This window comes from Pseudomonas sp. LBUM1643, from assembly GCF_059716215.1.
The window spans coordinates 2,922,906-2,948,303 of the sequence record NZ_CP166813.1; the positions used below are offsets into that span (position 1 = coordinate 2,922,906).

General features: G+C 61.5%; 21 protein-coding genes and 1 pseudogene. 17 read left to right on the forward strand and 5 right to left on the reverse strand.

Features of this window, described 5'->3' with window-relative positions:
* Nucleotides 1-17: 17 nt before the first annotated feature.
* Complete coding sequence (locus ACA063_RS13240) at nt 18-1,202, reverse strand: ABC transporter substrate-binding protein (RefSeq protein ID WP_497666230.1); 1,185 nt, start codon at nt 1,200-1,202, stop codon at nt 18-20.
* Nucleotides 1,203-1,371: 169 nt separating this feature from the next.
* On the opposite strand from ACA063_RS13240, the gene ACA063_RS13245 reads away from it, so the two are divergent.
* From ACA063_RS13245 to ACA063_RS13255, 3 genes are read left to right on the forward strand one after another with little or no spacing between them, the layout of a single operon-like run.
* On the forward strand, nt 1,372-1,494 hold the full coding sequence (locus ACA063_RS13245) for a hypothetical protein (protein WP_497666231.1): 123 nt from the start codon (nt 1,372-1,374) through the stop codon (nt 1,492-1,494).
* 2 nt (nt 1,495-1,496) lie between these two features.
* Nucleotides 1,497-2,759 (forward strand): HAMP domain-containing sensor histidine kinase, encoded by a 1,263-nt coding sequence (locus ACA063_RS13250; protein ID WP_497666232.1) that lies wholly within the window; start codon nt 1,497-1,499, stop codon nt 2,757-2,759.
* Nucleotides 2,756-3,394, forward strand: a complete 639-nt coding sequence (locus ACA063_RS13255) for a response regulator (protein ID WP_497666233.1) — start codon at nt 2,756-2,758, stop codon at nt 3,392-3,394. The genes ACA063_RS13250 and ACA063_RS13255 overlap by 4 nt, the downstream gene beginning before the upstream one ends.
* 170 nt (nt 3,395-3,564) lie before the next feature.
* On the opposite strand, the gene ACA063_RS13260 is transcribed toward ACA063_RS13255, so the two are convergent.
* On the reverse strand, nt 3,565-4,212 hold the full coding sequence (locus tag ACA063_RS13260) for a pentapeptide repeat-containing protein (RefSeq protein WP_497666234.1): 648 nt from the start codon (nt 4,210-4,212) through the stop codon (nt 3,565-3,567).
* Between the two features lie 335 nt (nt 4,213-4,547).
* Complete coding sequence (exaA, locus tag ACA063_RS13265) at nt 4,548-6,440, reverse strand: quinoprotein ethanol dehydrogenase (RefSeq protein ID WP_497666235.1); 1,893 nt, start codon at nt 6,438-6,440, stop codon at nt 4,548-4,550.
* 254 nt (nt 6,441-6,694) lie between these two features.
* On the opposite strand from exaA, the gene pedF reads away from it, so the two are divergent.
* The 12 genes from pedF to ACA063_RS13325 all read left to right on the forward strand — a co-directional run bounded on the left by pedF (nt 6,695) and on the right by ACA063_RS13325 (nt 20,270).
* Nucleotides 6,695-7,156 carry a cytochrome c-550 PedF gene (gene pedF, locus ACA063_RS13270; RefSeq protein ID WP_497666236.1) on the forward strand — a complete coding sequence of 154 codons (462 nt, stop codon included), beginning with the start codon at nt 6,695-6,697 and terminating at the stop codon, nt 7,154-7,156.
* Nucleotides 7,157-7,159: 3 nt separating this feature from the next.
* The gene (locus ACA063_RS13275) at nt 7,160-8,038 is read left to right on the forward strand and encodes a substrate-binding periplasmic protein (protein WP_497666237.1); all 879 of its coding nucleotides are present in this window, start codon (nt 7,160-7,162) and stop codon (nt 8,036-8,038) included.
* On the forward strand, nt 8,035-8,796 hold the full coding sequence (locus ACA063_RS13280) for a quinoprotein dehydrogenase-associated SoxYZ-like carrier (RefSeq protein ID WP_162440231.1): 762 nt from the start codon (nt 8,035-8,037) through the stop codon (nt 8,794-8,796). The genes ACA063_RS13275 and ACA063_RS13280 overlap by 4 nt, the downstream gene beginning before the upstream one ends.
* Nucleotides 8,797-8,811: 15 nt before the next feature.
* The gene (locus ACA063_RS13285) at nt 8,812-9,750 is read left to right on the forward strand and encodes a quinoprotein relay system zinc metallohydrolase 1 (protein ID WP_497666238.1); all 939 of its coding nucleotides are present in this window, start codon (nt 8,812-8,814) and stop codon (nt 9,748-9,750) included.
* Between the two features lie 321 nt (nt 9,751-10,071).
* The gene (locus tag ACA063_RS13290; RefSeq protein WP_497666239.1) at nt 10,072-11,850 is read left to right on the forward strand and encodes a PQQ-dependent methanol/ethanol family dehydrogenase; all 1,779 of its coding nucleotides are present in this window, start codon (nt 10,072-10,074) and stop codon (nt 11,848-11,850) included.
* Between the two features lie 440 nt (nt 11,851-12,290).
* Nucleotides 12,291-13,811 (forward strand): acetaldehyde dehydrogenase ExaC, encoded by a 1,521-nt coding sequence (gene exaC, locus ACA063_RS13295; protein ID WP_162440234.1) that lies wholly within the window; start codon nt 12,291-12,293, stop codon nt 13,809-13,811.
* A gap of 256 nt (nt 13,812-14,067) precedes the next feature.
* Nucleotides 14,068-14,139, forward strand: coding sequence for a pyrroloquinoline quinone precursor peptide PqqA (gene pqqA, locus ACA063_RS13300; protein WP_010455123.1), 72 nt, complete (start codon nt 14,068-14,070; stop codon nt 14,137-14,139).
* Nucleotides 14,140-14,193: 54 nt separating this feature from the next.
* Complete coding sequence (pqqB, locus tag ACA063_RS13305) at nt 14,194-15,108, forward strand: pyrroloquinoline quinone biosynthesis protein PqqB (RefSeq protein WP_497666240.1); 915 nt, start codon at nt 14,194-14,196, stop codon at nt 15,106-15,108.
* A gap of 127 nt (nt 15,109-15,235) precedes the next feature.
* Complete coding sequence (pqqC, locus tag ACA063_RS13310; protein ID WP_497666241.1) at nt 15,236-15,988, forward strand: pyrroloquinoline-quinone synthase PqqC; 753 nt, start codon at nt 15,236-15,238, stop codon at nt 15,986-15,988.
* Complete coding sequence (gene pqqE, locus ACA063_RS13315; RefSeq protein ID WP_497666242.1) at nt 15,985-17,118, forward strand: pyrroloquinoline quinone biosynthesis protein PqqE; 1,134 nt, start codon at nt 15,985-15,987, stop codon at nt 17,116-17,118. The genes pqqC and pqqE overlap by 4 nt, the downstream gene beginning before the upstream one ends.
* Before the next feature lie 277 nt (nt 17,119-17,395).
* Nucleotides 17,396-18,559 carry an alcohol dehydrogenase-like regulatory protein ErcA gene (gene ercA, locus ACA063_RS13320; RefSeq protein WP_162440238.1) on the forward strand — a complete coding sequence of 388 codons (1,164 nt, stop codon included), beginning with the start codon at nt 17,396-17,398 and terminating at the stop codon, nt 18,557-18,559.
* Nucleotides 18,543-20,270, forward strand: a complete 1,728-nt coding sequence (locus ACA063_RS13325) for a PAS domain-containing hybrid sensor histidine kinase/response regulator (RefSeq protein WP_497666243.1) — start codon at nt 18,543-18,545, stop codon at nt 20,268-20,270. The genes ercA and ACA063_RS13325 overlap by 17 nt, the downstream gene beginning before the upstream one ends.
* Here the strand turns inward: ACA063_RS13325 and ACA063_RS13330 are convergent.
* Nucleotides 20,271-21,128 (reverse strand): annotated as a pseudogene (locus ACA063_RS13330) (aldose 1-epimerase).
* 331 nt (nt 21,129-21,459) lie between these two features.
* Here ACA063_RS13330 and ACA063_RS13335 point away from each other — a divergent pair.
* Nucleotides 21,460-23,115 (forward strand): MFS transporter, encoded by a 1,656-nt coding sequence (locus ACA063_RS13335; protein WP_497666244.1) that lies wholly within the window; start codon nt 21,460-21,462, stop codon nt 23,113-23,115.
* Entirely contained in the window at nt 23,112-24,266 is a 1,155-nt protein-coding gene (locus tag ACA063_RS13340; RefSeq protein ID WP_497666245.1) for an HlyD family secretion protein, read from the forward strand. Before ACA063_RS13335 ends, ACA063_RS13340 begins: the two co-directional genes overlap by 4 nt.
* A 268-nt stretch (nt 24,267-24,534) precedes the next feature.
* Here ACA063_RS13340 and copD read toward each other — a convergent pair whose 3' ends face one another.
* Nucleotides 24,535-25,395, reverse strand: a complete 861-nt coding sequence (copD, locus tag ACA063_RS13345; protein WP_497666246.1) for a copper homeostasis membrane protein CopD — start codon at nt 25,393-25,395, stop codon at nt 24,535-24,537.
* Between the last annotated feature and the right edge of the window lie 3 nt (nt 25,396-25,398).

Genomic DNA, 25,398 nt, shown 5'->3' on the forward strand with positions numbered 1-25,398 from the left:
GTTTTTGGAGGTTTGAATCAGGGAAAGCGGCAGCTGACCTCGGGCTTGTCGTAGCCGAGGCTGTCCATTTCGTTGAAGGGGTGCAGGAAACCGTCCTGGGGCGACGTGCTGACCAGTGCCCGGGGTTGCACGATCGGAATCGGTTGACGCAATTGGCCGTTCCACGGGCGATAACTGAGCTTGCGACCCTTGAAACCGTCCAGCGGTAGTTGATCGCTGATTTCCAAAGTACGGATCGCCATCGGATCGGCCTGACGCAGCTTGCTCACTGCGCTGGCGATGCTGCGTACGGCGATCCAGGCGGCAAAATCGCGGTCATTCATCCAGCGTCCGGCCAGGGCTTCAAAGCGTTTCTGTAGTTGCGCGGCACCGTAGGTTTCCACGGTCTTGTGCCAGCCCACCGGGGTCAAACCCTGGGTGCCGGCGACGGGGCGCGGATACCACGTCTGGTAGGGCACGTACTCGCCAAAGTCACCGCGTTCATCGGCCACCAGCACCACGTCGTACTCGGCGGTCTGGGTGAACAGCGGCATGTCGGCCTGGGCGCTGCGACGTTGATCGTTATCGAAACTCCAGGCTTTCTCCGCCACCAGTTTCAGGCCGAAGCGCTTGGCCGCGCGACGCAGGGCGGCGGCGTAGGCTTGATCATCGGCGGTCGGGCCGACGATCAGCAGCGCCCGCTGCAATTTGCGCACCACCAGAAATTGCGCCAGCGCATCGGCCAGCATCGCCCGGCTCGGCAGGCTGTGCAGCACGTTTGGCAGGCAATCGGTAGTGCGCAGCGTGTCATCGGCGCTACCGGCGTTGAACAGCAAGCTGTCGGGCAGGGCGGCACTGAGTTGGCGCAGGGTGTCGGCCGGGGCATTCACCACGAACAGCCTGACACCCTGTTCGTGCTGAACCTTGGCAGCGTCGATCAGGGCTTGCGGATTGTCGACGCTGGCGCTGAGCAGGCTGTACTTCTGATTGAGAAAACGTCCGGTGCTATTGCTGTCGGTGATCGCCAGTTCGGCACCGCGCAGTCCCGCATCGGCGGGCTCGGGAATGACGTTCGACAGCAATGGGCCAGGGTCCGAGCGGTAACCCAGGTAGCCGACCTGCACCTGCAACGGCGCATCGGCGGCCTGGCTTTGGGTCGCCAGCCCGGCGGCACAAGCGATCGCCAGCAGGTAGAACAGGGCGTAGGGGGCAAGCTGGCGCATAGGACACTCCATTCCGGGTAGCGCCAGCATAGGAACCCGGTGGGTGATAGGAAATATGCAGAAAGTACCAGTCAGGCAGTACCAAGGTAGTAACTCGCCCCGGGGGGCGCAGACTTAGGATGGAAAGAAGGATGGACAGCAGCGGCCATTACTCTGAAGGAGATCGACCATGCGTATTTTCAAAGCGTTGCTCCTGCCGTTCCTGTTGATCCTGAGCCTTATTGGCGTCGACAAACTTCACGGGCCGCGTCCCGTACCGTTGGCAATCATGCCCTCGTTACAGGGGCGCTAGGGATGTCGGCCCTGTGGCGGATCAACCTGTGGGTGTGCGGATTTTTCGCCTTGGTCACGCTGGCTTGTATGGGCCTGTTGGTGCATCAGGCTCTGGCCGATGTGGAGCGCGAGTTGCAATCCGCCGAAGCAGTGGTCGAGTACCTGAGTGAAACCGCCGAGCGCGATCCTGCCAGCCTGCAGCCCAGGCTGACGCGCAGCTTGCGTCATGTGCGGGTGCGCTGGCTGGCGTCGGGCGAAACGGCACGGTTGCCAGAGCAGAACGGGATTGATGGCTGGCTTGGGCGCTTACTCTTCGCTGACGCCCGGCACAGTGCGCGGGTGCTGGATTTGATGGACGGTCGACGGGTGCAGATTGCCGTGGATCCGCGTGATGAAATCGATGAAGTCTGGGATTCCCTGCAGCAATTGCTGGCGTTGTGCGGGCTGGCGTTGTTGCTGAGCCTGTTGACCATTCGCTGGGCCGTACGCCGGGGAATGGGGCTGCTCGAGGAGCTGCTGCGTGCGTTGCAGCAGGTCTCGGGCGGCCAGCTCAACGTGCGATTGCGTGCTGAAGGCGTGCCGGAAGCGCGGCAACTGGCAAGCCATTTCAACCACATGACCCAGTCGCTGGAACACGCCCGTGCCGATAACGCTCATTTGACCCGGACCCTGCTCGCGGTGCAGGAGCAGGAGCGCACGCATCTGGCGCAAACCCTGCACGATGACCTGGGCCAGTACCTGGCGGGTATTCGCGCCCAGGCCTGTTTGCTGCGACTGGTGGCGGATCAGCCGGCAACGGTGGAGCGAACCGTGCGGGATCTGGAACACAACTGCGAACACCTGCAACAGGGATTTCGTGCGCTGGTGCATGACCTGTACCCGGTGATGCTGCAGCATTTGTCGTTGGCCGAGGCCTTTGGTTTGCTGGTGGAACAATGGCAGATGCGCCAGGGCATCGAGTGCCAGTTGCGGGTCGGACTGCAGTTGCCAGCGCTCACCACATCGGACAAAACCCACCTCTATCGCCTGCTCCAGGAAGCCCTGACCAACATCGCACGCCACGCCGACGCCAGTCAGGTGCGGATTCGCCTGCAACATCGTGGCGGGCGTCTGCGCTTGCTCGTTCGGGATAACGGGCGAGGAGCACAGCAGCCGCCGCAGCCCGGTGTCGGCTTGTACTCGATGTTGGAGCGCGCCCGCAGCCTGGGGGGTGAGTTGCGGATTTTCAGTCGTCCCGGCGCTGGTTGGGCGTTGGCTTTGAACATGCCGTTGGAGGTGTCATGAATATTTTGCTGGTCGATGACCATGCGGTGGTCCGTCAGGGCTACGCCAGTCTGTTGCGGGCCTTGCTGCCCGCCATGGACGTGCGTGAAGCGGCGACGGGGGAAGACGCATTGATCCGCGTGCAGGAAGCCGTGCCGAACCTGGTGATCATGGATTTCGGCTTGCCGGGCATCAGCGGACTTGAAACCACCCGACGTTTGCGCCAGCGTCTGCCGCAACTGCGGGTGCTGTTTTTCAGCATGCACGATGAACTGCCGTTAGTGCGCCAGGCGCTGGACGCGGGGGCGTCGGGCTACCTGACGAAAAGCTCGGCCCCCGATGTGTTGATCGAGGCGGTGCGGCGCATCCTGGCCGGCCACGCATACATCGAACAGCCCTTGGCCACTCAACTCGCGTGTCACCCGCAACAGGACGCCAGCGACCCGCGCTTGCAGAGCATGACCCAGCGCGAGCTGGAGATTTTCGTGATGCTCGCCAAAGGCACTCCGGCACGGATGATTGCTGAACAACTGAGCATCAGCGGCAAGACCGTCTCCAATCACCTGACCTTGCTGAAGAGCAAATTGCAGGTCAGCTCCCACGCGGAGCTGGTGCATTTGGGGATTGATATGGGGGTGGTGAGAAAGGCGGGTTGAGCCCTGTGCGATTCTATCGCGCAATGGTCACTCTGTAGCAGCTGTCGAGCCTGCGAGGCTGCGTTCGAATGCGCAGCATTCGCCGTCCATTTTTGCGAGCGCTCCGCACTCGAACGCAGCCTCGCAGGCTCGGCAGCTGCTACAGGGATTTGTTGCAGGGATGAGATGGCTCACTTATCCCAAGTCGTCGGGCAACCGGTGCAGCCCTCCATGTTGGCATCCTGGAAATTCGCGTAATGCTGACGCGAACCGGTCAGGTTGGCCTGCTCCAGATTGCTTTCACCAAACTTGGCCTCCTGCAGATTGGCATCGCTCAGGTTGGCGCTCTTGAGGTCGGCCTTGCTCAACCAAGTCATCTCCAGGTCAGCGGCGCGCAGGTTGGCGTTGTGCAGTTTGGCGCCGGAGAGGCGGGCGAATTGCAGGTAGGCAGCGCTGAGGTTGGCGTCCTGGAACTGCGCGCCTTGGGCGAACATTCCCCAGCCCTGAATCGCCATCAAGGTGGCGCCGGTGAAATCCGCCAGCCGCAGATTGCTCTGTTGCAGGCTGGCCCGCGTCAGGTTGGCGCCTTGCAGCTGGGCTTTTTCCAGGTTGGCGAGGTCGAGTCGAGCATGGCGCAGATCGGCCCCACGCAAGTCCGCGCCGCTGAGGTTCATGTTGCGCAGGTCCTGATTACGCAGGTTCGCGCCCTTGAGATCGACGCCGGGGCACTGGCTATGATCGGTGATGGTGCAACCGTTGATGATGAGCGGCGCGCCGTCGCCGTCGTCGGCAACTACCGGAAGAGTCGCCAGCAATAAAAGCAGGGGCAGGTATTTCATGTCAGGTCCTTGAAGTCGGAAGGGCATGGGAGACACAAAGCCAATGCTGCAATTGAAATTTCTTTGGCAGGTGAGCTCCATTGGCAAGTGAGCTTTCGTGGCAAGTGGGCTTAATTGGGCAAGTGAGCTTTTGTGGCAGGTGGGCTTAATTGGGCAAGTGAGCTTTTGTGGCGAGGGAGCTTGCTCCCGCTGGGTTGCGAAGCAGCCCCCTGCATTCTTCAGTTGTATCGAGTCGCCTGGGTCGCGACTGCTGCGCAGCCGAGCGGGAGCAAGCTCCCTCGCCACAGAAGTGCTGAACACAGGCAAGCCCCCTGCGAGCACAGGGGGCAAACGGCTTACTTCTTCGCCACTTTGCTATCCCAGCTCGGGATCTTGAACACCCAGAACGATCCGCCCTGAGCCACCGGTTTCGTCAGCTCGGCCATGTCGCCACCCCACAACGGCACCGCGCCGCCGTAGCCCACGGTCACGCCGACGTACTGCTCGCCATCCTGTTCCCAGGTGATCGGTGGCGAGACGATGCCGCTGCCGGTCTGGAACTTCCACAATTCCTCGCCGGTTTTCGCATCGAAGGCCTTGAAGAAACCGTCGCCGGTCCCGGTGAACACCAGGTTGCCCTTGGTCGCCAGCACGCCGGCCCACAATGGCAACGCCTCCTTGTGCTCCCACACCACCTTGCCGGTGGTGGGGTTCATGGCGCGCAGGGTGCCGACGTGATCGTCGTACATGCGCTTGATGCGGAAACCCATGCCCAGGTAGGCCGAGCCTTTCTTGTAATTGACCTCTTCGGTCCAGTACTCCTCCTTCCACTGGTTGCCCGGAATGTAGAACAGCCCGGTGTCCTGGCTGTACGCCATCGGGTTCCAGTTCTTGCCGCCGAGGAACGGTGGCGACACCTCCACGGATTTACCCTTGGTTTCGCCCGGCAACGGCTTGGCCGGACGCTGGCCTTCGTTCTCTACCGGCCTGCCTGTCTTCAGGTCGATGTGGCTGGCCCAGGTGATGTTGTCCACGAAGGGGAAGGCGTTCTGCAATTTGCCGTTGTTGCGGTCGACCACGTAGAAGAAACCGTTGCGGTCCGCGTGACCGGTGGCTTTGACCGTTTTTCCGTCCTTGTCCTTGTAGTCGAACAGCACCAGCTCGTTGTTGCCGGAGAAGTCCCAGGCATCGTTCGGGGTGTGCTGGTAGAACCATTTCACCTCGCCGGTACTCGGATCGACGCCGACCTGGCCAGAGGTGTAGAGGCTGTCGTAGTCGTGGGGATTGCCATCCTTGGACGTGCGCGCCCAAGTGTTCCACGGGCCGGGGTTGCCGGCACCGACAATGATGGTGTTGGTTTCCGGATCGAAACTCGCGCTCTGCCAAGGTGCGCCGCCACCGTGGCTCCAGGCTTCGACCTTGCCGGTTTCGGTGGTCGGGTCGTTCGGCCACGACGGCGCCTTGACGTCGCCGGTGGTGGTGCTGTCCTTGCCGTTCAGACGGCCCATGTGACCCTCGACGAAAGGCCGCATCCAGACTTCTTCGCCGGTGTCCGGGTCGCGGGCAAACAGCTGGCCGACGACGCCGAACTCATCACCGGAACTGCCGTGGATCAACAGCACCTTGCCACTGGTTTTGTCTTTGATCAGCACCGGGGCGCCGGTCATGGTGTAGCCCGCCGCGTGGTCGCCGAATTTCTTGTTCCAGACGACTTTGCCGGTGTTCTTGTCCAGCGCGATCAGCCGTGCATCGAGGGTGCCGAAGTAGATCTTGTCGCCGTAGATGGCTGCACCGCGGTTGACCACATCGCAGCACGGACGAATGTTGTCCGGCAGGCGATGGTTGTAAGTCCACAGGCGCTTGCCGGTCTTCGCGTCGAGGGCGAACACCCGGGAATACGAACCGGTGACATACACCACGCCGTCGCTGACGATGGCCTGGGATTCCTGGCCACGCTGTTTTTCATCGCCGAACGAATAGGACCAGGCCGGCGTGAGCTTGAACACGTTCTTGTCATTGACCTGGGCCAGCGGACTCCAGCGCTGGGCGTTGGTACCCATGCCGTATTGCAGCACGTCTTTGGTGGTCAGGTGATCGTTGGCAATGTCTTCCCACGTCACGTTTTGGGTCGGGGTGGCCGGGGCAGTGGCGGCATGACTGGCAGCGCTCAGCGACAGGCTGCTCACCAGCAAAAAGGCTTGCACGGCAAGGGTCAAAGGGGAAAGGGCGGGTAGCGATCTTATTGTCATGGTTGCAGTTCCCAGTGGAGGTTTTGGCCTGCACAGGGTGGTGCTCCCGGCGTGTTGCCGGATACGGAAAAAGTCCCGCTGTTGCCGGGAAAACTTCCCAGGTGGCACCTGATTTGGGTGTGCGCCACAGGCCTTACTACCAAGGGACTAGAAAGCGGCCACCAAAGCAGCATGGGGCTGGCGCAATGCGCTTCCTAAGATGGTTGCCATAGCCTCTGCCAAGAGGTTTTGCGTGCAATCCTGAGGGCATAACAATGACAACAAAACACAACGCCTTGCTTATTGCCGGCTTGATGGCTGGCGTGATCAGCGCAGGCTCCGTCTGGGCGCACGGCAACGTCGTACCGCAAGCGGTGGAAACCCAGGGCCTCACCCCGGTCAAGGATGCCGGCGTCCAGGTCGATGCCGATGGCTGGGCGGCGGTGAACCCGTACCGCAGCTCCCCGCAGCACGATAAGGCCGTGGAAATCGGCTCTTCAGCCTACAACCAGAACTGCGCGGCTTGCCATGGCCTGGAAGCCAAGTCGGGCGGCATCGCTCCGGATTTGCGCATGCTTGACGTCGGTGACGCCGGGGATGAGTGGTTCGTCGAGCGCGTGCGCCACGGCGCGGTGCGTGACGGGCGGGTGTACATGCCGAAAATGGCTGATTACCTGAGCCAGGAAGCCTTGTGGGCAGTGCGCACTTACCTGGACACGGTCCACGTCGAGGAGTAATCCATGCGCCTGCTCGCGGTATTGATCAGTGCACTGTTGCTGTGCTGCCAGACGGCGCAGGCGCAAGTGCGAACCTATGACGAAATGATCGCCGCCGGGGAGCTGAAAGTCGCCGTCTACAAGGACTTCGCCCCCTACAGTTTCGAAGACGCCGGCCAGCCGCGAGGCGTGGACGTCGAACTTGCCGAGGCGCTCGCCAAAGCACTTGGCGTGCACCTGACACTGATCTGGGCACCGGCGGGGGAGAAGCTTGACGACGACCTGCGCGATTACATCTGGCGCGCCAGTCAGCTGCACGACCTGCAATTGGCCGACATGATGATGCGCGTGCCTTACGATCAGGATTACGCCCGCAAACGCAATGATCTGGGTGAGCTGGAAAACGCTCACGTGGTGATGTTCGGGCCTTACCAGGCCGAACAATGGCAAGTCGCTTATGACCATCGTCGACTGGACAAAGTCGGCAGCGTTGCCGTGTTTGAACAGCATCCCATCGGCGTCGAAGTCGACAGCGTACCGTCGTTCTACCTGACCTCGGTGTTCAACGGCATGCTCGCCGCTAAAACCCGCCACTATCCCGGTGTGCCCCAGGCTTTTGCGGCGATGAAGGCAGGCGAAGTCGATGCGGTGATGGCGATGCGTGGCGAGATTGACTGGCAGGTCCACGAAGCTGCCGATCCGCAGGTGGCGTTGGCGCAAAACGCCTACCCGAACATGGGCAAGCAACGCTGGGAGATCGGCATGGCGGTGCACGAAAGCAACCGGCAGCTGGCGTATGCCGTGGAAGAGGCGCTGGAAGGCCTGATTCGCGACGGCTCGGTCAACTCCCTGTATTCCCGTTACGGCCTGCGCTACGACGTACCCGAGATGTATCAACAGTGAACTGGCGAGCGAGTTGCCTGTTAGCCGTCTGGCTGCCGATCGCGGCACACGCGGCGGACATCGACCCCGGCAAAGACCCGGTACCGTCCGTGATGTGGGCGTTCTATCACAAGCAGATGCTGGGCGATGCGCCATTCGTGTTCGATGACCGGGTCAAGCTGCTGGCGCCACCGTTCGCCGAGGACGCGCGGCAAGTCCCGCTGGAAATCGACGCCCGGGCTTTCAAGGGCGACGTGGTGAAAATCCTCGCCTGGGCCGAACTCAATCCCTTGCCGAAAATCGTCGATTTCCAGCCTGTGACCGGCGTGCTGCCCTGGCTGTCGATCCGTATCCGCATTGAACAGGCCACGCCTTTGCGCGCGGCGGTGCTGACCCGGGATGGCCTGTGGCATGTCGGTTCGACCCTGATCGATGCGGCGGGCGGCGGCTGTACCGCACCGAGTGTGGTGCGCACGCAGCCGGGTTGGGAGGAGCACATCGGCGAAGTGCTTGGAGGTCGTTATCCCCGTGGCGAATTCAGTCGCGTGCGCGTGCAGGTGGCGCATCCGATGGACAACGGCATGGTCAGCGGCATCCCGGAATTCTTTATCAATCACGCCGAGTTAAGGGACCAGAACGACCAGGTGCTGGCCCGTCTCGAGCTGTTTCCCGCCGTCAGCGAAAACCCCAACCTGACCTTCGACATCGAAGGGGCAGGGCAGACGCGCCTGTTGCTGCGTGACAACAGCGGCAATGAGTTCGATGCGGCCATACCCTGACCCAAGGAGCGCGCGATGCGCTGGATGCTGTTGTTGTTCATCGGTTTGAGCTGGCCGGCATTGGCCGATCTTGAGTATTCGCTCAAACCCAGGCTCATCGCCCCGGACACCTGGTTGCTGGAAGGCAGCACCGACAATTTCGCCAAGGCCAATGGCGGCAACATCGTCAACACCGCGTTCATTGTCACCGAACGTGGCGTGGTAGTGATCGACACCGGGCCCTCCAAGCGCTACGGCGAAGCCATGCGCAAGGTCATTGCCGCGACCACCGACAAACCGGTGATCGAAGTGTGGCTGACCCACCATCACCCTGACCATGTGCTGGGCAATCAGGCCTTCAGTGATGTGCCGATTGCCGCGTTGGCGGGCACTACCGGGTTGCTGCGTCAGCAGGGCGATGCGATGGCCGAGAACATGTATCGACTCGTGGGCGACTGGATGCGCGGCACCGAAGTGGTGTTACCGACCCGGACGCTGGAGCCGGGCGTGAAAAGTTTTGGGAATCACGATTTACGCGTGCTGAGCCTGGGTGGGCACACGGGCGCGGATCTGGCTATTCTCGACCAGCAAACCGGGGTGCTGTTTGCCGGTGATCTGGTGTTTTATCAACGGGCGCTGACCACGCCAAACTCTCCTGGGCTGGCGGTGTGGCTGGCAGACATCGCGACCCTGCAGGCGTTGCCCTGGACGCTGGTGGTGCCCGGTCATGGGCCGGTGGCCACGGATGCAAAACCCTTCGGGCAGATGCGCGATTACCTGTCCTGGCTCGATCAACTCCTGCGCGACGGCGCCGCCCAGGGCAGCGACATGTCCGAGATGATCCGCAGCCCCATTCCCGAGCGTTTCGCGGGCATCAATCTGAGCCGCTACGAGCTGATCCGCAGCGTCAGCCATCTGTATCCGCGCTATGAGCGCGCGCAGATGAGCCGAGTCGATTCTACTGCCGACAAATAACTCGCTCACACGTCAACACTTGACCCGCTCACCGCAAACTCCTGTAGCAGCTGCCGAGCCTGCGAGGCTGCGTTCGGATGCGTTCGGATGCGTAGCATTCGCCAGCCATTTTGCGAGCGCTGCGCACTCGAACGCAGCCTCGCAGGCTCGGCAGCTGCTACAGGGGGCGTGTAAGTCCTGGTTTGGTCTCATCCGACCCTGTACTAAGGGACTAGCAATCTCAGCACTGCGGGCAATTGTTGCCAGGGCGGCGGCGCCCAAGAATCTGCACCTGACCGGGAAAATTTCCCGGGTATAACAAAAACTGCAGAGGTAGCCGTCATGACCCAACCCGCACGTCGCCAACCCTTCATCTTGAGCGTTCTGCTCAGTGCCATGCTGCTGTCCGGCCAGGCGCTGGCGGGCGTTACCGACCAGGACATCCTCCAGGACCCCAAAACCCCGGACCAGATTGTCACTAACGGTCTGGGCGTCCAGGGCCAGCGCTACAGCCCGCTGGACACGCTTAACGTCGATAACGTGAAGGAACTGCGGCCGGTCTGGGCGTTTTCCTTCGGCGGCGAGAAGCAGCGCGGTCAGCAAGCGCAGCCGATGATCAAGGACGGCGTGATGTACATGACTGGTTCCTACTCACGGGTGTTCGCAGTGGATGCGCGCACCGGCAAAAAACTCTGGCAATACGATGCACGCCTGCCCGACGACATCCGTCCCTGCTGTGACGTGATCAACCGCGGCGTCGCGCTGTATGGCGACCTGGTGTTCTTCGGCACCCTCGACGCCAAGCTCGTGGCCCTGAACAAGGACACCGGCAAAGTCGTCTGGAGCAAAAAAGTCGCCGACCACAAAGAGGGCTACTCGATCAGCGCCGCGCCGCTGGTGATCAACGGCAAGCTGATTACCGGCGTGGCCGGTGGCGAGTTCGGGGTGGTCGGCAAGATCGAAGCCTACGATCCGAAAAACGGCGACCTGCTGTGGTCCCGTCCTACGGTGGAAGGCCACATGGGCTACGTCTACAAGGATGGCAAAGCGATCGAGAACGGCATCTCCGGCGGTGAAGCGGGCAAGACCTGGCCCGGCGACCTATGGAAAACCGGCGGTGCGGCCCCTTGGCTTGGCGGCTACTACGACCCGGAAACCAATCTGCTGCTGTTCGGCACCGGCAACCCGGCACCGTGGAACTCGCACCTGCGTCCTGGCGACAACCTTTATTCGTCCTCGCGCCTGGCACTCAATCCCGACGACGGCACGATCAAATGGCACTTCCAGAGCACGCCTCACGACGGCTGGGACTATGACGGCGTCAACGAGCTGATCTCGTTCAACTACACCGAGGGCGGCAAGGAAATCAAAGCCGCCGCTACCGCCGACCGTAACGGTTTCTTCTACGTGCTGGACCGCACCAACGGCAAATTCATCCGTGGCTTCCCGTTCGTGGACAAGATCACCTGGGCCACCGGGCTGGATAAGGATGGCCGGCCGATCTACAACGAAGCCAGCCGGCCGGGTGCGCCGGGTACCGAAGCCAAAGGCAGCTCGGTGTTCGTGGCGCCGGCGTTCCTGGGTGCGAAGAACTGGATGCCAATGGCGTACAACAGAGACACCGGGTTGTTCTACGTGCCGTCGAACGAATGGGGCATGGACATCTGGAACGAAGGAATTGCCTACAAGAAAGGCGCTGCGTTCCTCGGTGCGGGGTTCACCATCAAGCCATTGAACGAGGACTACATCGGCGTGCTGCGGGCCATTGATCCGAAAACCGGCAAGGAAGTCTGGCGCCACAAGAACTTCGCGCCGCTGTGGGGCGGGGTGCTGACCACCAAGGGCAATCTGGTGTTCACCGGTACGCCTGAAGGGTTCCTGCAAGCGTTCAACGCCAAGACGGGTGAGAAAGTCTGGGAATTCCAGACCGGCTCCGGCGTCCTCGGTTCGCCTGTGACCTGGGAAATGGACGGCGAACAGTATGTGTCGGTGCTGTCCGGTTGGGGGGGCGCGGTGCCGCTGTGGGGTGGCGAAGTAGCCAAACGGATCAAGGACTTCAACCAGGGCGGGATGCTCTGGACGTTCAAGCTGCCGAAGGACCTGGTAGTGGCCAAGCACTAACCAGGACACCATCACTTTTGTGGCGACCACCGACCACCGACCTGTCGCCAGGACAGCCACAGACAGTGTGTCGATCACCAATCTGTGGCCAGGACAGCCATAGACAGTGTGTCGATCACCAATCTGTGGCGAGGGAGCTTGTCGAATCGTCGCACCGTCCCGCTGGGTTGCGAAGCAGCCCCCTGCATTCTTCAGTTGTACTGAGTTGTCTGGGTATACGACTGCTGCGCAGCCGAGCGGGAGCAAGCTCCCTCGCCACAAATACACTCCTGCCACAAATGCGCTCTGCTACTAAGGCCGGATCGCACCGGCGCTTTTTTCTACGACCAAATAACGAGAGTCCCCCTGCCAACGGCGCATTCGTCTGGCACGCGGGGCTCTCTACTATCGGTTCATCGCCTGTTTGCCCGACAGGCATCGACCCAGACTGAGGCCCAATCATGATCTACGCACAACCCGGAACACCCGGCGCCGTCGTTTCCTTCAAACAGCGCTATGGCAATTTCATCGGCGGCGAGTTCGTCGCCCCGGTCAACGGCGAGTATTTCACCAACACGTCCCCCGTCACCGGTGAGGCGATCGCCGAGTTCCCTCGTTCCAGTGCTGCCGACATCGACAAAGCCCTCGATGCCGCCCACGCCGCTGCGGATGCCTGGGGCAAGACCTCGGCGCAGGACCGCTCCCTGGTGCTGCTGAAAATCGCCGACCGCATCGAACAGAATCTGGAAATCCTCGCCGTCACCGAAACCTGGGACAACGGCAAGGCCGTGCGCGAAACCCTGAACGCCGACGTGCCGCTGGCCGCCGACCATTTCCGCTACTTCGCCGGTTGCATCCGCGCACAGGAAGGCGGCGCTGCTGAAATCAACGAGCTGACCACCGCCTATCACTTCCACGAACCGCTGGGCGTGGTCGGGCAAATCATTCCGTGGAACTTCCCGTTGTTGATGGCCGCCTGGAAACTGGCCCCGGCGCTGGCGGCTGGCAACTGCGTGGTGCTCAAGCCAGCCGAGCAGACGCCGTTGTCGATCATGGTCTTCGCGGAATTGATCGCCGATTTGCTGCCGGCCGGCGTACTGAACATCGTTCAGGGCTTCGGTCGCGAAGCAGGCGAGGCATTGGCCACCAGCAAACGCATCGCCAAGATTGCCTTCACCGGCTCCACCCCGGTCGGCGCGCACATCATGCATTGCGCCGCCGAGAACATCATTCCAAGCACCGTCGAACTGGGCGGCAAGTCGCCGAACATTTTCTTCGAAGACATCATGAACGCCGAGCCACAGTTCATCGAGAAAGCGGCTGAAGGTCTGGTGCTGGCGTTCTTCAACCAGGGCGAGGTGTGCACCTGCCCGTCACGCGCGCTGGTTCAGGAGTCGATCTACGAACCGTTCATGGCCGAGGTGATGAAGAAAATAGTCAAGATCAAACGCGGTAACCCGCTGGACACCGAAACCATGGTCGGCGCCCAGGCGTCCGAGCAGCAATACGACAAGATCCTCTCGTACCTGAAAATCGCTCAGGAGGAGGGCGCCGAATTGTTGACCGGCGGCGCGGCCGAGCGTCTGGAGGGTGACTTGTCGACGGGTTATTACATCCAGCCGACCCTGCTCAAGGGCCACAACAAGATGCGTGTGTTCCAGGAAGAAATCTTCGGCCCGGTGGTGGGTGTGACCACGTTCAAGGACGAAGCCGAGGCGCTGGCGATTGCCAACGATAGCGAGTTCGGCCTGGGTGCCGGCCTCTGGACCCGCGACATCAACCGCGCGTATCGCATGGGCCGGGCGATCAAGGCCGGACGTGTGTGGACCAACTGCTATCACCTGTACCCGGCGCACGCCGCGTTCGGTGGCTACAAGAAATCCGGTGTCGGTCGTGAAAACCACAAAATGATGCTCGACCATTATCAGCAGACCAAAAACCTGCTGGTGAGCTACGACATCAATCCGTTGGGGTTCTTCTGATTCCTCAAGAACACTGAAAAACCTGTGGGAGCGAGCCTGCTCGCGATAGCGGTCTGACAGTCAACATCAATGTTGAATGTACTGACCCCATCGCCAGCAGGCTAGCTCCCACACTGGTTTTGGGTGACTTGAAGATTGTGTGACACCCCCTACCAACGCACCCCGCGACTTCGTTCGAAAGTAGCATTCGGCCGCCTGGCCCGCCGTGCATTAATGGCTCTACCGGAATTGCCCGGCACAAGAAGAGGATTGACCCATGTGGAATAAACCCGCGTTTACCGATCTGCGCATTGGCTTCGAAGTGACGATGTATTTCGCCAATCGTTGATGTTCACCCGGCCAGCCGTTGTGTTGGCCGGGCCTGCCTTCTGGAGCATTGCTCATGCACATCCGTGTTCTTGGTTCCGCTGCCGGTGGTGGTTTTCCGCAGTGGAACTGCAACTGCCGCCAATGCACCGGGGTGCGCAACGCCAGCCTGCGCGCGCAGCGAAGGACGCAGTCGTCCATTGCCCTGAGCGACAACGGTGTGGACTGGGTGCTGTGCAATGCTTCACCGGATATCCGCGCGCAGCTTGAAAGCTTCGCGCCGCTGCAACCGGCTCGTCGATTGCGCGATACGGCGATTGCCGGGATCGTGCTGATGGACAGCCAGATCGACCATTGCACCGGCCTGCTGAGCCTGCGCGAAGGCTGTCCGCATTCGGTGTATTGCACCGAGCGCGTGCATGAAGACCTGAGCAGTGGGTTTCCGTTGTTCACCATGCTCAAGCACTGGAACGGCGGATTGCAGTGGCACCCTGTAGCCCTGGACCGTGAACCCTTCAGTATCACGGCCTGCAAGCACTTGCAGTTTCGGGCGATTCCACTGACCAGCAACGCACCACCGTATTCGCCGAATCGCGGCAATCCGCAGCCAGGCGACACCATCGGCCTGTTCATCGAGGACCTGCGCAGCGGCGCCTCTGTGTTCTATGCGCCGGGTCTGGGGCAGGTCGATGAGGAAGTGCTGGGCTGGATGCAGCGTGCCGATTGCCTGTTGCTGGACGGCACCTTGTGGCGCGATGACGAGATGCGCGTGTGTGAAGTCGGGCAGAGCCTCGGCAGTGAGATGGGCCATCTGGCGCAGAGCGGGTCGGGCGGCATGCTGGAGGTGCTGGAGGCGTTCCCGCGCCAACGCAAGGTGCTGATCCACATCAACAACACCAATCCGATCCTCGATGAAGACTCGGCGGAGCGCGCGCAGCTGGATCGGCGGGGGATTGAAGTGGCCTATGACGGCATGAGTATTGAGTTGTAGCGACTGGCCCCATCGCGAGCAGGCTCACTCCCACAGGGATTTGTGCGATGTACCCAAAACCTGTAGGAGTGAGCCTGCTCGCGATGAGGCCGGTCCAGACGCCGCAATGCCGATAAGGAGAACAACAATGAGCATCCCGGCAATGACCCCCACCGAATTCGAACAGGCCCTGCGTGCCAAAGGCGCCTACTACCACATCTACCACCCCTTCCATCAAGCCATGTACGCCGGCCGCGCGACCCGCGAGCAGATCCAGGGCTGGGTCGCCAACCGCTTCTATTACCAGGTCAACATCCCCCTGAAGGACGCCGCGATCCTCGCCAATTGCCCCGACCGCGACGTGCGCCGCGAATGGTTGCAGCGCATCCTCGACCATGACGGCGTTCCCGGCAGCGAGGGCGGCATCGAAGCCTGGTTGCGGCTGGGTGAGGCTGTGGGGCTTGATCGCGCGCAGATACTCTCTCAGGAATTGGTGCTGCCGGGCGTGCGTTTCGCCGTGGACGCCTACGTCAATTTCGCCCGTCGCGCCTGCTGGCAGGAAGCGGCCAGCAGCTCTCTCACCGAACTGTTCGCGCCGCAAATCCATCAGTCTCGGCTCGACGCCTGGCCGACCCATTACCCGTGGATCGATGTCGCCGGCTACGACTATTTTCGGACCCGTCTGGGGCAGGCGCGCCGGGATGTCGAACACGGATTGCGCATCACCCTGGCGCATTACGTGACCGCCGAGGGCCAGCAACGCATGCTGGAGATCCTGCAATTCAAGCTCGATGTGCTGTGGAGCATGCTCGACGCCATGTCCATGGCCTACGAGCTTGAGCGCCCTCCGTATCACACCGTCACCACGGCGCCTGTCTGGCACCGGGGGATTACCTTGTGAGCGGGGTCAGAGCGCAGCCCGGTCCACCGCTGTGGCTGTTGGCCGAGCTGACCTATCGCTGCCCGTTGCAATGCCCTTACTGCTCGAACCCGCTGGACTTCGCCCAACAGGGTGCCGAATTGACCACCGAAGAATGGATTCGCGTGTTCCGTGAAGCACGGGAAATGGGCGCCGCACAGTTGGGGTTCTCCGGCGGCGAACCGCTGGTTCGCCAGGACCTGGCGGAGTTGATCAAAGCCGCGCGGGACATGGGCTACTACACCAACCTGATCACCTCGGGCATCGGCTTGACCGAGCAGAAAGTCCGCGATTTCAAGGTCGCCGGTCTCGATCACATCCAGATCAGCTTTCAGGCCGCTGATGAAACGGTCAATAACATGCTGGCCGGCTCACGCAAGGCCTTCGCACAGAAGCTGGCCATGGCGCGAGCGGTGAAAGAACAGGGTTACCCGATGGTGCTGAATTTCGTCACCCATCGGCACAACATTGACCAGATCGCGCAGATCATCGAGCTGTGCCTGGAGCTGGGTGCGGATTTCGTCGAGTTGGCGACGTGTCAGTTCTACGGCTGGGCCGAGCTCAATCGCCTCGGCCTGCTGCCAACCCGCGAACAGTTGCAACGCGCCGAGCGCATCACCAACGAGTACCGTGAGCGCCTGGAAGCCCAGGGCCACCCGTGCAAGCTGATCTTCGTCACCCCGGATTACTACGAAGAGCGCCCGAAGACCTGCATGAATGGATGGGCCAACCTGTTTCTCGACATCACTCCGGACGGTACCGCGCTGCCCTGCCACAGCGCCCGACAACTGCCCGTGGAATTTCCCAACGTGCGCGAACACAGCATCGAGTACATCTGGACCGAGTCCTTCGGCTTCAACCGCTTTCGCGGAGATGAATGGATGAAAGAACCGTGTCGTTCCTGCGATGAAAAACACAAGGACCTGGGCGGGTGCCGATGCCAGGCGTTCATGCTCACGGGCGATGCGGAAAATGCCGATCCGGTGTGCAGCAAGTCAGCGCATCACGGCGTCATCCTCAAGGCCCGGGATGAAGCGGATGCACCGGGGCTGGGTATGGAACACCTGACCTTGCGCAACGAGAAGGCGTCGCGGCTGATCTACCGCGGGTGAGCCAGCGAGGCATCCTCGAGTCACAGCGAGCTTTTGTGGCGAGGGAGCTTGCTCCCGCTGGGCTGCGCAGCAGTCCTGAAAAGAGTAGGGCCGCTTCGCGACCCAGCGGGAGCAAGCTCCCTCGCCACAGGGACAGCATTACCCGTGGGACCGCGATTCATCTCGCAAGAGATCTGCGGTTGATTGCGGTCAGCGCTACCCATTGGTCTGATTGCATTAACCGCCGGATGGGTTAGTGTGGCTTTACCTTTCAAAACAATAAAAAACGGGCTTTCCAATGAGCCAGAGTCTCAGCCAGCTGCGTAAATTCGTTTCCCCTGAAATCATCTTCGGTGCCGGTTGCCGGCATAACGTCGGCAACTACGCCAAGACCTTTGGTGCGCGCAAGGTCCTGGTGGTCAGCGACCCAGGGGTCATTGCCGCCGGGTGGGTCGCCGACGTCGAGGCCAGCCTGCAATCCCAAGGCATCGACTACTTTCTGTATAGCGACGTGTCGCCCAACCCCCGTGTCGAAGAGGTCATGCTCGGCGCCGAGCTGTACCGGGAAAACCACTGCGATGTGATCGTAGCGGTCGGTGGCGGCAGCCCGATGGATTGCGGCAAAGGCATCGGCATTGTCGTCGCTCACGGGCGCAGCATCCTCGAGTTCGAAGGCGTCGATACCATCCGCGTGCCAAGCCCGCCGCTGATCCTGATTCCAACCACCGCCGGCACGTCGGCGGACGTCTCGCAATTCGTGATCATTTCCAACCAGCAAGAACGCATGAAATTCTCGATCGTCAGTAAGGCCGTGGTGCCGGACGTGTCGCTGATCGACCCGGAAACCACCCTCAGCATGGACCCGTTCCTGTCGGCCTGTACCGGCATCGACGCCCTGGTGCATGCCATCGAAGCCTTCGTGTCCACCGGGCACGGGCCGTTGACCGACCCTCATGCGCTGGAGGCTATGCGCCTGATCAATGGCAATCTGGTGCAAATGATCGCCAACCCGACGGACATTGCCCTGCGCGAAAAAATCATGCTGGGCAGCATGCAGGCCGGACTGGCGTTTTCCAACGCGATCCTCGGTGCCGTGCACGCCATGTCCCACAGCCTCGGCGGTTTTCTCGATTTGCCCCATGGCCTGTGCAACGCGGTGCTGGTGGAACACGTGGTGGCGTTCAACTACAGCTCGGCACCGGACCGTTTCAAGGTCATCGCCGAGACCTTTGGCATCGATTGCCGGGGCCTCAATCACCGGGAGATCTGCGGGCGCCTGGTCGACCACCTGATTGCCCTGAAACACGCCATCGGTTTCCATGAAACCCTGGGGTTGCACGGTGTCCGGACGGCGGACATTCCATTCCTGTCGCAACACGCGATGGACGATCCGTGCATCCTCACCAATCCGCGTGAATCCAGTCAGCGTGATGTCGAGGTCGTCTATGGCGAAGCCCTCTGACGAGCAACAACGGGCGCTGGCCGGGTTACTGGGTTTAGGCAGCCATTCGGCGCGCAAGAGCCATTATCCGGAACTCGCCGCGCGCCTCGACGAGCTGGAAGCCGAGCGCAATCGCTACAAATGGTTGTTCGAAAATGCCGTGCACGGAATCTTCCAGGCCAGCTTGCTCGAGGGCATGCGCGCTGCCAATCCGGCACTGGCGCGGATGTTGGGTTATCAAGATCCGCAAGAGGTGTTGTTCTCCCTGGCGGACCTGGCCAGCAACCTGTTTGTCGGCGGCGCCCAGGAGCTGGCAAACATCGGCGAGCTGCTGAAAACCCAACGCAGCCTGCACGGCTATGAAACCCAGCTGCGGCGCAAAGACGGCACCAGCCTCGACGTGCTGATGAACCTGTTGCTCAAGCCCGATCAGGAAGGTCTGGTGGAAGGTTTTGTCGCCGACATCACCGAACGCAAACTGGCCCAGGAGCGCTTGCAGCAGCTCAATGACGAACTGGAGCAGCGGGTCACTGCGCGCACCGATGAACTACTTGAAGCCAACCGCAACCTGCAGCAGCAGATCACCCAGCGCAAACAGATCGCCGAAGCCTTGCGTGATGCCCGTGACGCTGCGGAGGCGGCCAATCACAGCAAGGACAAGTACCTTGCGGCCGCCAGCCATGACCTGCTGCAACCGCTCAACGCCGCACGTTTGCTGATCTCGACCCTGCGCGAGCGCAAGCTGCCCGACATTGAGCAGGTACTGGTCGAACGCACGCACCAGGCCCTGGAAGGGGCGGAGGATTTGCTCACGGATCTGCTGGATATTTCCCGGCTCGACCAGGCCGCTGTGAAGCCGGACATCGCGCTGTATCGCCTCGACGAATTGCTCGGGCCGTTGGTGTCGGAGTTTCAATCGGTGGCCGAGGCGGCCGGTTTGAACTTGCGCGTGCACATGGGCGACTACGCGGTCCGCACTGACTTGCGGCTGATGACGCGCATTCTGCGCAACTTCCTCAGCAACGCGTGCCGCTACACCGATCAGGGCTGCATTTTGCTGGCGGCACGTCGCCGGGGCGAGCAGTTGAGCCTGGAAGTGTGGGACACCGGGCGTGGGATTGCGGCCGATCGCCTCGACTCGATCTTCCTCGAATTCAATCAGCTGGACGTTGGCCGGGCCGCCGATCGCAAAGGGGTGGGCCTGGGGCTGGCGATCGTCGAGCGTATTGCCAAGATTCTTGATTATCGGGTCCAGGTGCATTCATTGCCGGGGCGTGGCTCACGGTTCGCCATCGAGGTGCCCATGTCCCGCGAGGTGCCGTTGCCCATCAGCCTTGCAGTGCCGCAACCGGGTGCGGGCAATCCGCTGCCGGGTCGACGTTTGCTGGTGCTCGACAATGAAGTGAGCATCCTCGAAAGCATGAGCGCGTTGCTCGGGCAGTGGGGCTGTGAGGTGGTGACGGCCACGGACGAGGCTTCAGCGTTGAGCGCTTTGCAGGGACAGGCGCCGGAGCTGATCCTGGCGGACTATCACCTCGATCACGGGGTGGTGGGTTGCGAGGTGGTCAGGCATTTGCGCGAGCACTTCAGTCTGACCATTCCTGCCGTGATCATCACCGCCGACCGCACCGATCAGTGCCGGCGTTCGCTGCAGCGACTCAATGCGCCGCTGCTGAACAAACCGGTGAAACCCGGCAAGTTGCGTGCGGTGCTGAGCCAGTTGCTGGGGTGATCAGAGTGCGCGGTATTGCAGGCTGAAACCGAGCTCAGTGGTTTGACCTTGCTCCAGCAAGCGCAAGCCGGGGCGGCCCGGCAAATGGTGTGCATCGACCGGATGGCTGACCGGTTCGATGCAGAAAAAATTCAGTCCCGGTGGGCAGTAGAGCAAATAGACATCGCTGCCGGTGGCCTGGCAGTGCAACTCGTAACCCCGGTCGGGTTGCTGGATCAGGCACTGCCCGTCCCATTCGCAAAATCCGTTGTCGACCAGATTGTCGGGCAACGCCTTGAGCGACTGGAAATCCCAGTCTGCCGGTACCGCGCTGAGCCGGGTGGGCAGTTTGCTCGCGTCGCACATCCACACGTGCCCGGCCTTTGCCTGCAGGCGAGTGTCGGGGGTGCGCGGCAGGTAGGGATGCAAACCCAGGCCATGCCAAGCGGCGCGTTCGGCCAGATGGGTGACGTGCAACTCGATGCTCAGCCGACCCTCGCTCAGATGAAAGCGTTGCCGGGCGCGGTAGGCGAAGGGCGTGGTGCTGTCGAGTTGCAGCACGGCTTCATGACGCGACTGCGCAACCACTTGCCATGGCTGCTGCCAGGCACTGCCATGAATCGGCAGCGGGTCGGTGAGGCTGTTGGGTACCAGCGTGAGCTAGCCATCGGGGCAGTCGAAACCGCCGCCCGAAATGCGGTTTGACCAGGGTGCCAAAGGAAAGCAGGCGAGCTTGCCGGGCAGGCCGGTGTTCAGCGCATGGGTGTCGCTGTGCCGAAGCAGCGGCTGCCCGGTGCTGCGCACGGTCCAATTGACGATGCTGCCACCGAGCTCGGGGGCGAGGGTGAGGTGGGTAAGTTCGTCTTCGAGCTCGATCAATCTGGGTGCCTTGTCTTTTTACCCTGAGAAATACGCTAAACCCTGTAGCAGCTTGCGTCGGCTCCGGCAGCCCCTTGATGCCGGTGGTTTTTTCACCGCACGATGAGGGGGCGCTCTTGTGGCGAGGGAGTTTACTCCCGCTCGGCTGCGAAGCGGACGCAAAATGGAGAGGGTCGCTTCGCAACCCAGCGGGAGTAAACTCCCTCGCCACAGGTTCTGTGCAGGCGTTAATTACCTCTACAACCTGAGGGAGGGTTTGTGCGATGACCGTTGTGTGTGTTGTACAGGGATTTGCGGCAAACTGGCGACACATCTAGAACAAGGTTGTTAAATGGATCACTACGCCCCGCGCGACTGGCAGCCCCATGAACGGCCCAGCCTGCCCGGTTCCCCCTCGACGCCGCTGCACTCCACGCCCAAGCGGTTTGCCTTTGCGCTGGTGGGATTGCTGGTGGCGTTGACCGGCGGCCTGGGCAACTCGTTGGTGATCGCCAATCTGACTTACCTGCAGGGCGCGCTGGGGGCGACCACGGCCGAGATGGCCTGGCTGCCGGCAGCCTATGTCATGACCAACGTGTCGATGAACCTGCTGCTGGTGAAATTTCGCCAACAGTTCGGTCTGCGGGCGTTCACGGAAGTGTTTCTGGTGCTCTACGCGCTGGTCACTTTCGGCCACTTGTTCGTCAACGACCTGAACTCGGCGATCGCGGTGCGGGCGGCGCACGGCATGGTGGGGGCGGCGCTGAGTTCTCTGGGCCTGTATTACATGATCCAGGCATTCCCGGCGAAGTGGCGGATGAAGGCACTGGTCCTGGGCCTCGGGACCTCGCAACTGGCCTTGCCGCTGGCACGGCTGTTCTCCGAAGACCTGTTGCAGATCGCCGAGTGGCGCGGCCTTTATCTGTTTGAACTGGGCATGGCGCTGCTGTCCCTGGGTTGCGTGTTTCTCCTCAAGTTGCCACCGGGTGACCGCTTCAAGACCTTTGAAAAACTCGATTTCCTGACCTTCGCCATTCTCTCCAGTGGCGTGGCGTTGCTCTGTGCCGTGCTGTCGCTGGGGAGGATCGACTGGTGGCTGGAAGCGCCGTGGATTGGCGTGGCGTTGGCGGCGTCCATCGCATTGATCCTCGCGGGGCTGGCGATCGAACACAACCGCAGTAACCCGATGCTGATGACGCGTTGGCTCGGCAGTGGCGTGATGATTCGCCTGGCACTGGCGGTGGTCCTCATCCGTATGGTGACCTCGGAGCAATCCACCGGCGCCGTGGGGTTCATGCAGTTCCTCAACATGAGCAGTCAGCAACTGCATAGTCTTTATGTGGTGATGATGATCGGCAGCATCGCCGGGCTGGTCACCAGCGCCCTGACCATCAACCCCAAGCACCTGTTCATGCCGTTGATCGTGTCGCTGGCGCTGATGGCCGTCGGATCGGTGATCGACAGCCACTCGAACAACCTGACCCGCCCGGAAAACATGTACTTCAGCCAGTTCCTGCTAGCCTTTGGCGGGACCTTTTTCCTTGGCCCGACGATGGTGCTGGGGACGCGTAATGTCCTGACCAACCCGCGCAACCTGGTGAGTTTTTCCGTGTTGTTCGGTATCTGCCAGAACCTCGGCGGCCTGATTGGTGCGGCGCTGCTGGGCACGTTTCAGATCGTTCGCGAGAAATTCCATTCCAGCAACATTGTCGAACACCTGACCCTGACCGATCCGCGCGTGGCCGCACGGGTGCAGAGTGGCGGCAATGCCCTCGGTTCAGTGATCGCTGACCCGAGCCTGCGCAATCTGCAAGGCATTCGCACTCTGGCCACGGCCGCCGCACGCGAGGCCAATGTGCTTGCCTATAACGATGTGTTCATGTTGATCGCGGTGATTGCCGTGTTGACCATGATCTGGATTTCCCTTCGCGCCCTGTGGCTGATGAGCACCACCAAAAACGTCGCCTCAACGCCTCCCGTAGCCCCTAGCGGTGTTTCTTCTTCATGACCGAACCGACCACAACGACCACCAATGCCATCGCCGCGACGCCTGAAGGTGTCGAACCACCGTCCACGCCCGCCACAGAACCACGTTCATTGCGGGTGCGGGTACTTTCGTCCATGGGCTTTGCCGCCATTGCCATCGTTGGGGTGCTGATCGTGTTGTACGCCTGGCAACTGCCACCGTTCAGCAGCGCCGTCGAAACCACTGAGAACGCTTTGGTGCGGGGTCAGGTGACGATCATCGGCCCGCAGCTCAGCGGCTATGTGTACGAAGTGCCGGTGTCGGATTTCCAGTTTGTGAAGACCGGGGATCTGCTGGTGCGGCTCGACGACCGGATCTACCAGCAACGTCTCGATCAATCACTGGCGCAGCTGGCGGTACAGAAAGCAGCCCTGGCCAACGTGGTACAGCAACGCAACAGCGCGGAGGCGACCATCAAGCTGCGTCAGGCCGCCGTCGCTGACAGCCAGGCTCAGGCGCGTAAAAGTGAAGCGGATCTGCGTCGAAACAATGAGCTGGTGCGCGACGGTTCTGTGTCCAGACGCGAGCTGGACGTCACCCTGGCGGCAAACGCGCAGACCATTGCGGCCGTGGCTCAAGCCCAGGCCAACCTGGAGATTGCGCGCCAGGATTTGCAGTCGGTGATCGTCAATCGTGGCTCGCTGGAAGCGGCGGTCGCCAGTGCGGACGCCGCGGTGCAACTGGCGCGCATCGACCTGTCCAACACGCGGATCATTGCGCCGCGAGACGGCCAGCTCGGGCAGATTGGCGTGCGTCTCGGCGCCTATGTGAATTCCGGCGCGCAACTGATGGCGTTGGTGCCTCATCAGTTGTGGGTGATCGCCAACATGAAGGAAACCCAGATGAACAACGTGAGGGTCGGACAGCCGGTCACGTTTACCGTGGATGCCCTCAACCACCGTCAATTTCATGGACGGGTACAGCGCATTTCACCGGGGACCGGGTCGGAATTCGCCCTGTTGCAGGCGGACAATGCTACCGGCAACTTCGTCAAGATCGCCCAGCGCGTGCCGGTGCGTATTACGGTGAATGACGGGCAGGAAGGAAGCGAACGGCTGCGGCCGGGGATGTCGGTGGTGGTGAGTATCGATACGGCGGCGGAGGGGGATAACGATAAATCCCCCGCCCGTTAAACAGCCCTGTAGGACTGCAATGTTTACTTAGGAAGAGCTTCAGGCGAGCACAATACTGTGGCGAGGGGATTTAGCGAAACGTCGCACCGCCCCGTCCGGCTGCGCAGCAGTCGTAAAACCAGCGCACGCGATATACCTGATACGCCTCGGTCGCGGTTTTGGGGCTGCTTCGCAGCCCAACGGTGCGGTGCGACGTTTCGCTAAATCCCCTCGCCACAGAGTATGCGTACCACTTGAGTGAACTGCATGGCCCGCAGGATTGAGGTGCTCAGGCCGCGACCATCGGCGGCATGGTGCCCAGCAGCGACACTGCCGCCACGGCGCCAATCCCCAGCAACCACTCCATGAGGACGCTGCTTTTCAGCGCCCCCATGCGTTGCTCGCAATCTTTGATCCGCAGCCGGTTGAACAACGCCAGACCCAGCATCACCACGACCAGCACGACCTTGATCAACAGGATCAACGCAAAACCGGACCACAACGGCGTCGGCCAGAATTGTCCCGTGAGTACCCGGACATTGATCAGCCCGGTGATGACCAACCCCGCGACCAACGCGTAACCCACGCCACTGAATCGCTGCAGAATGGCGCTGACTGCATGACCCGTCGGTTGCCGCAGGATCATCACCAGCAACATCAACCCACCGAGCCAGATGCCGACGCAAGTCAGGTGGACGATTTGGTTGAGAATCAATAATTGCCCACTCAGACCATCGAGCATCGCGCCATGACCGACCGGCGCCAGGGTCGCCAGCAACAGACTGGCCAGGATCAGCCGAATCGGCAGGTTAGCGCCCAAGGGTGTCAGCAGCAGCGCCATCAACACCCCATTGAGCAGCAGGTGCCAGCCCCAGACCTGGCCGAAAAACGTGTTGGTCAGCACCAATTGCAAAGTCGTCGGGTCGAACGCCGCTTCCCAGTCGCCGGCCATGCTGGCGGTGATCAACAGTAACCAGCATACGCCGCTGACCAGCGCCACCGCCGTCAGCCAACGGCTTATGCTTGCCAACCGTCGATCCAGCGCCAGCGATCCCCGGTTTAACAGCAGGGGCCTGAAAACCCAGGCCCCGAACAGCATCAGCACCACGGTGAAATGCAGGAAACGACACAGCACCATCGCGCTCGTCATGAA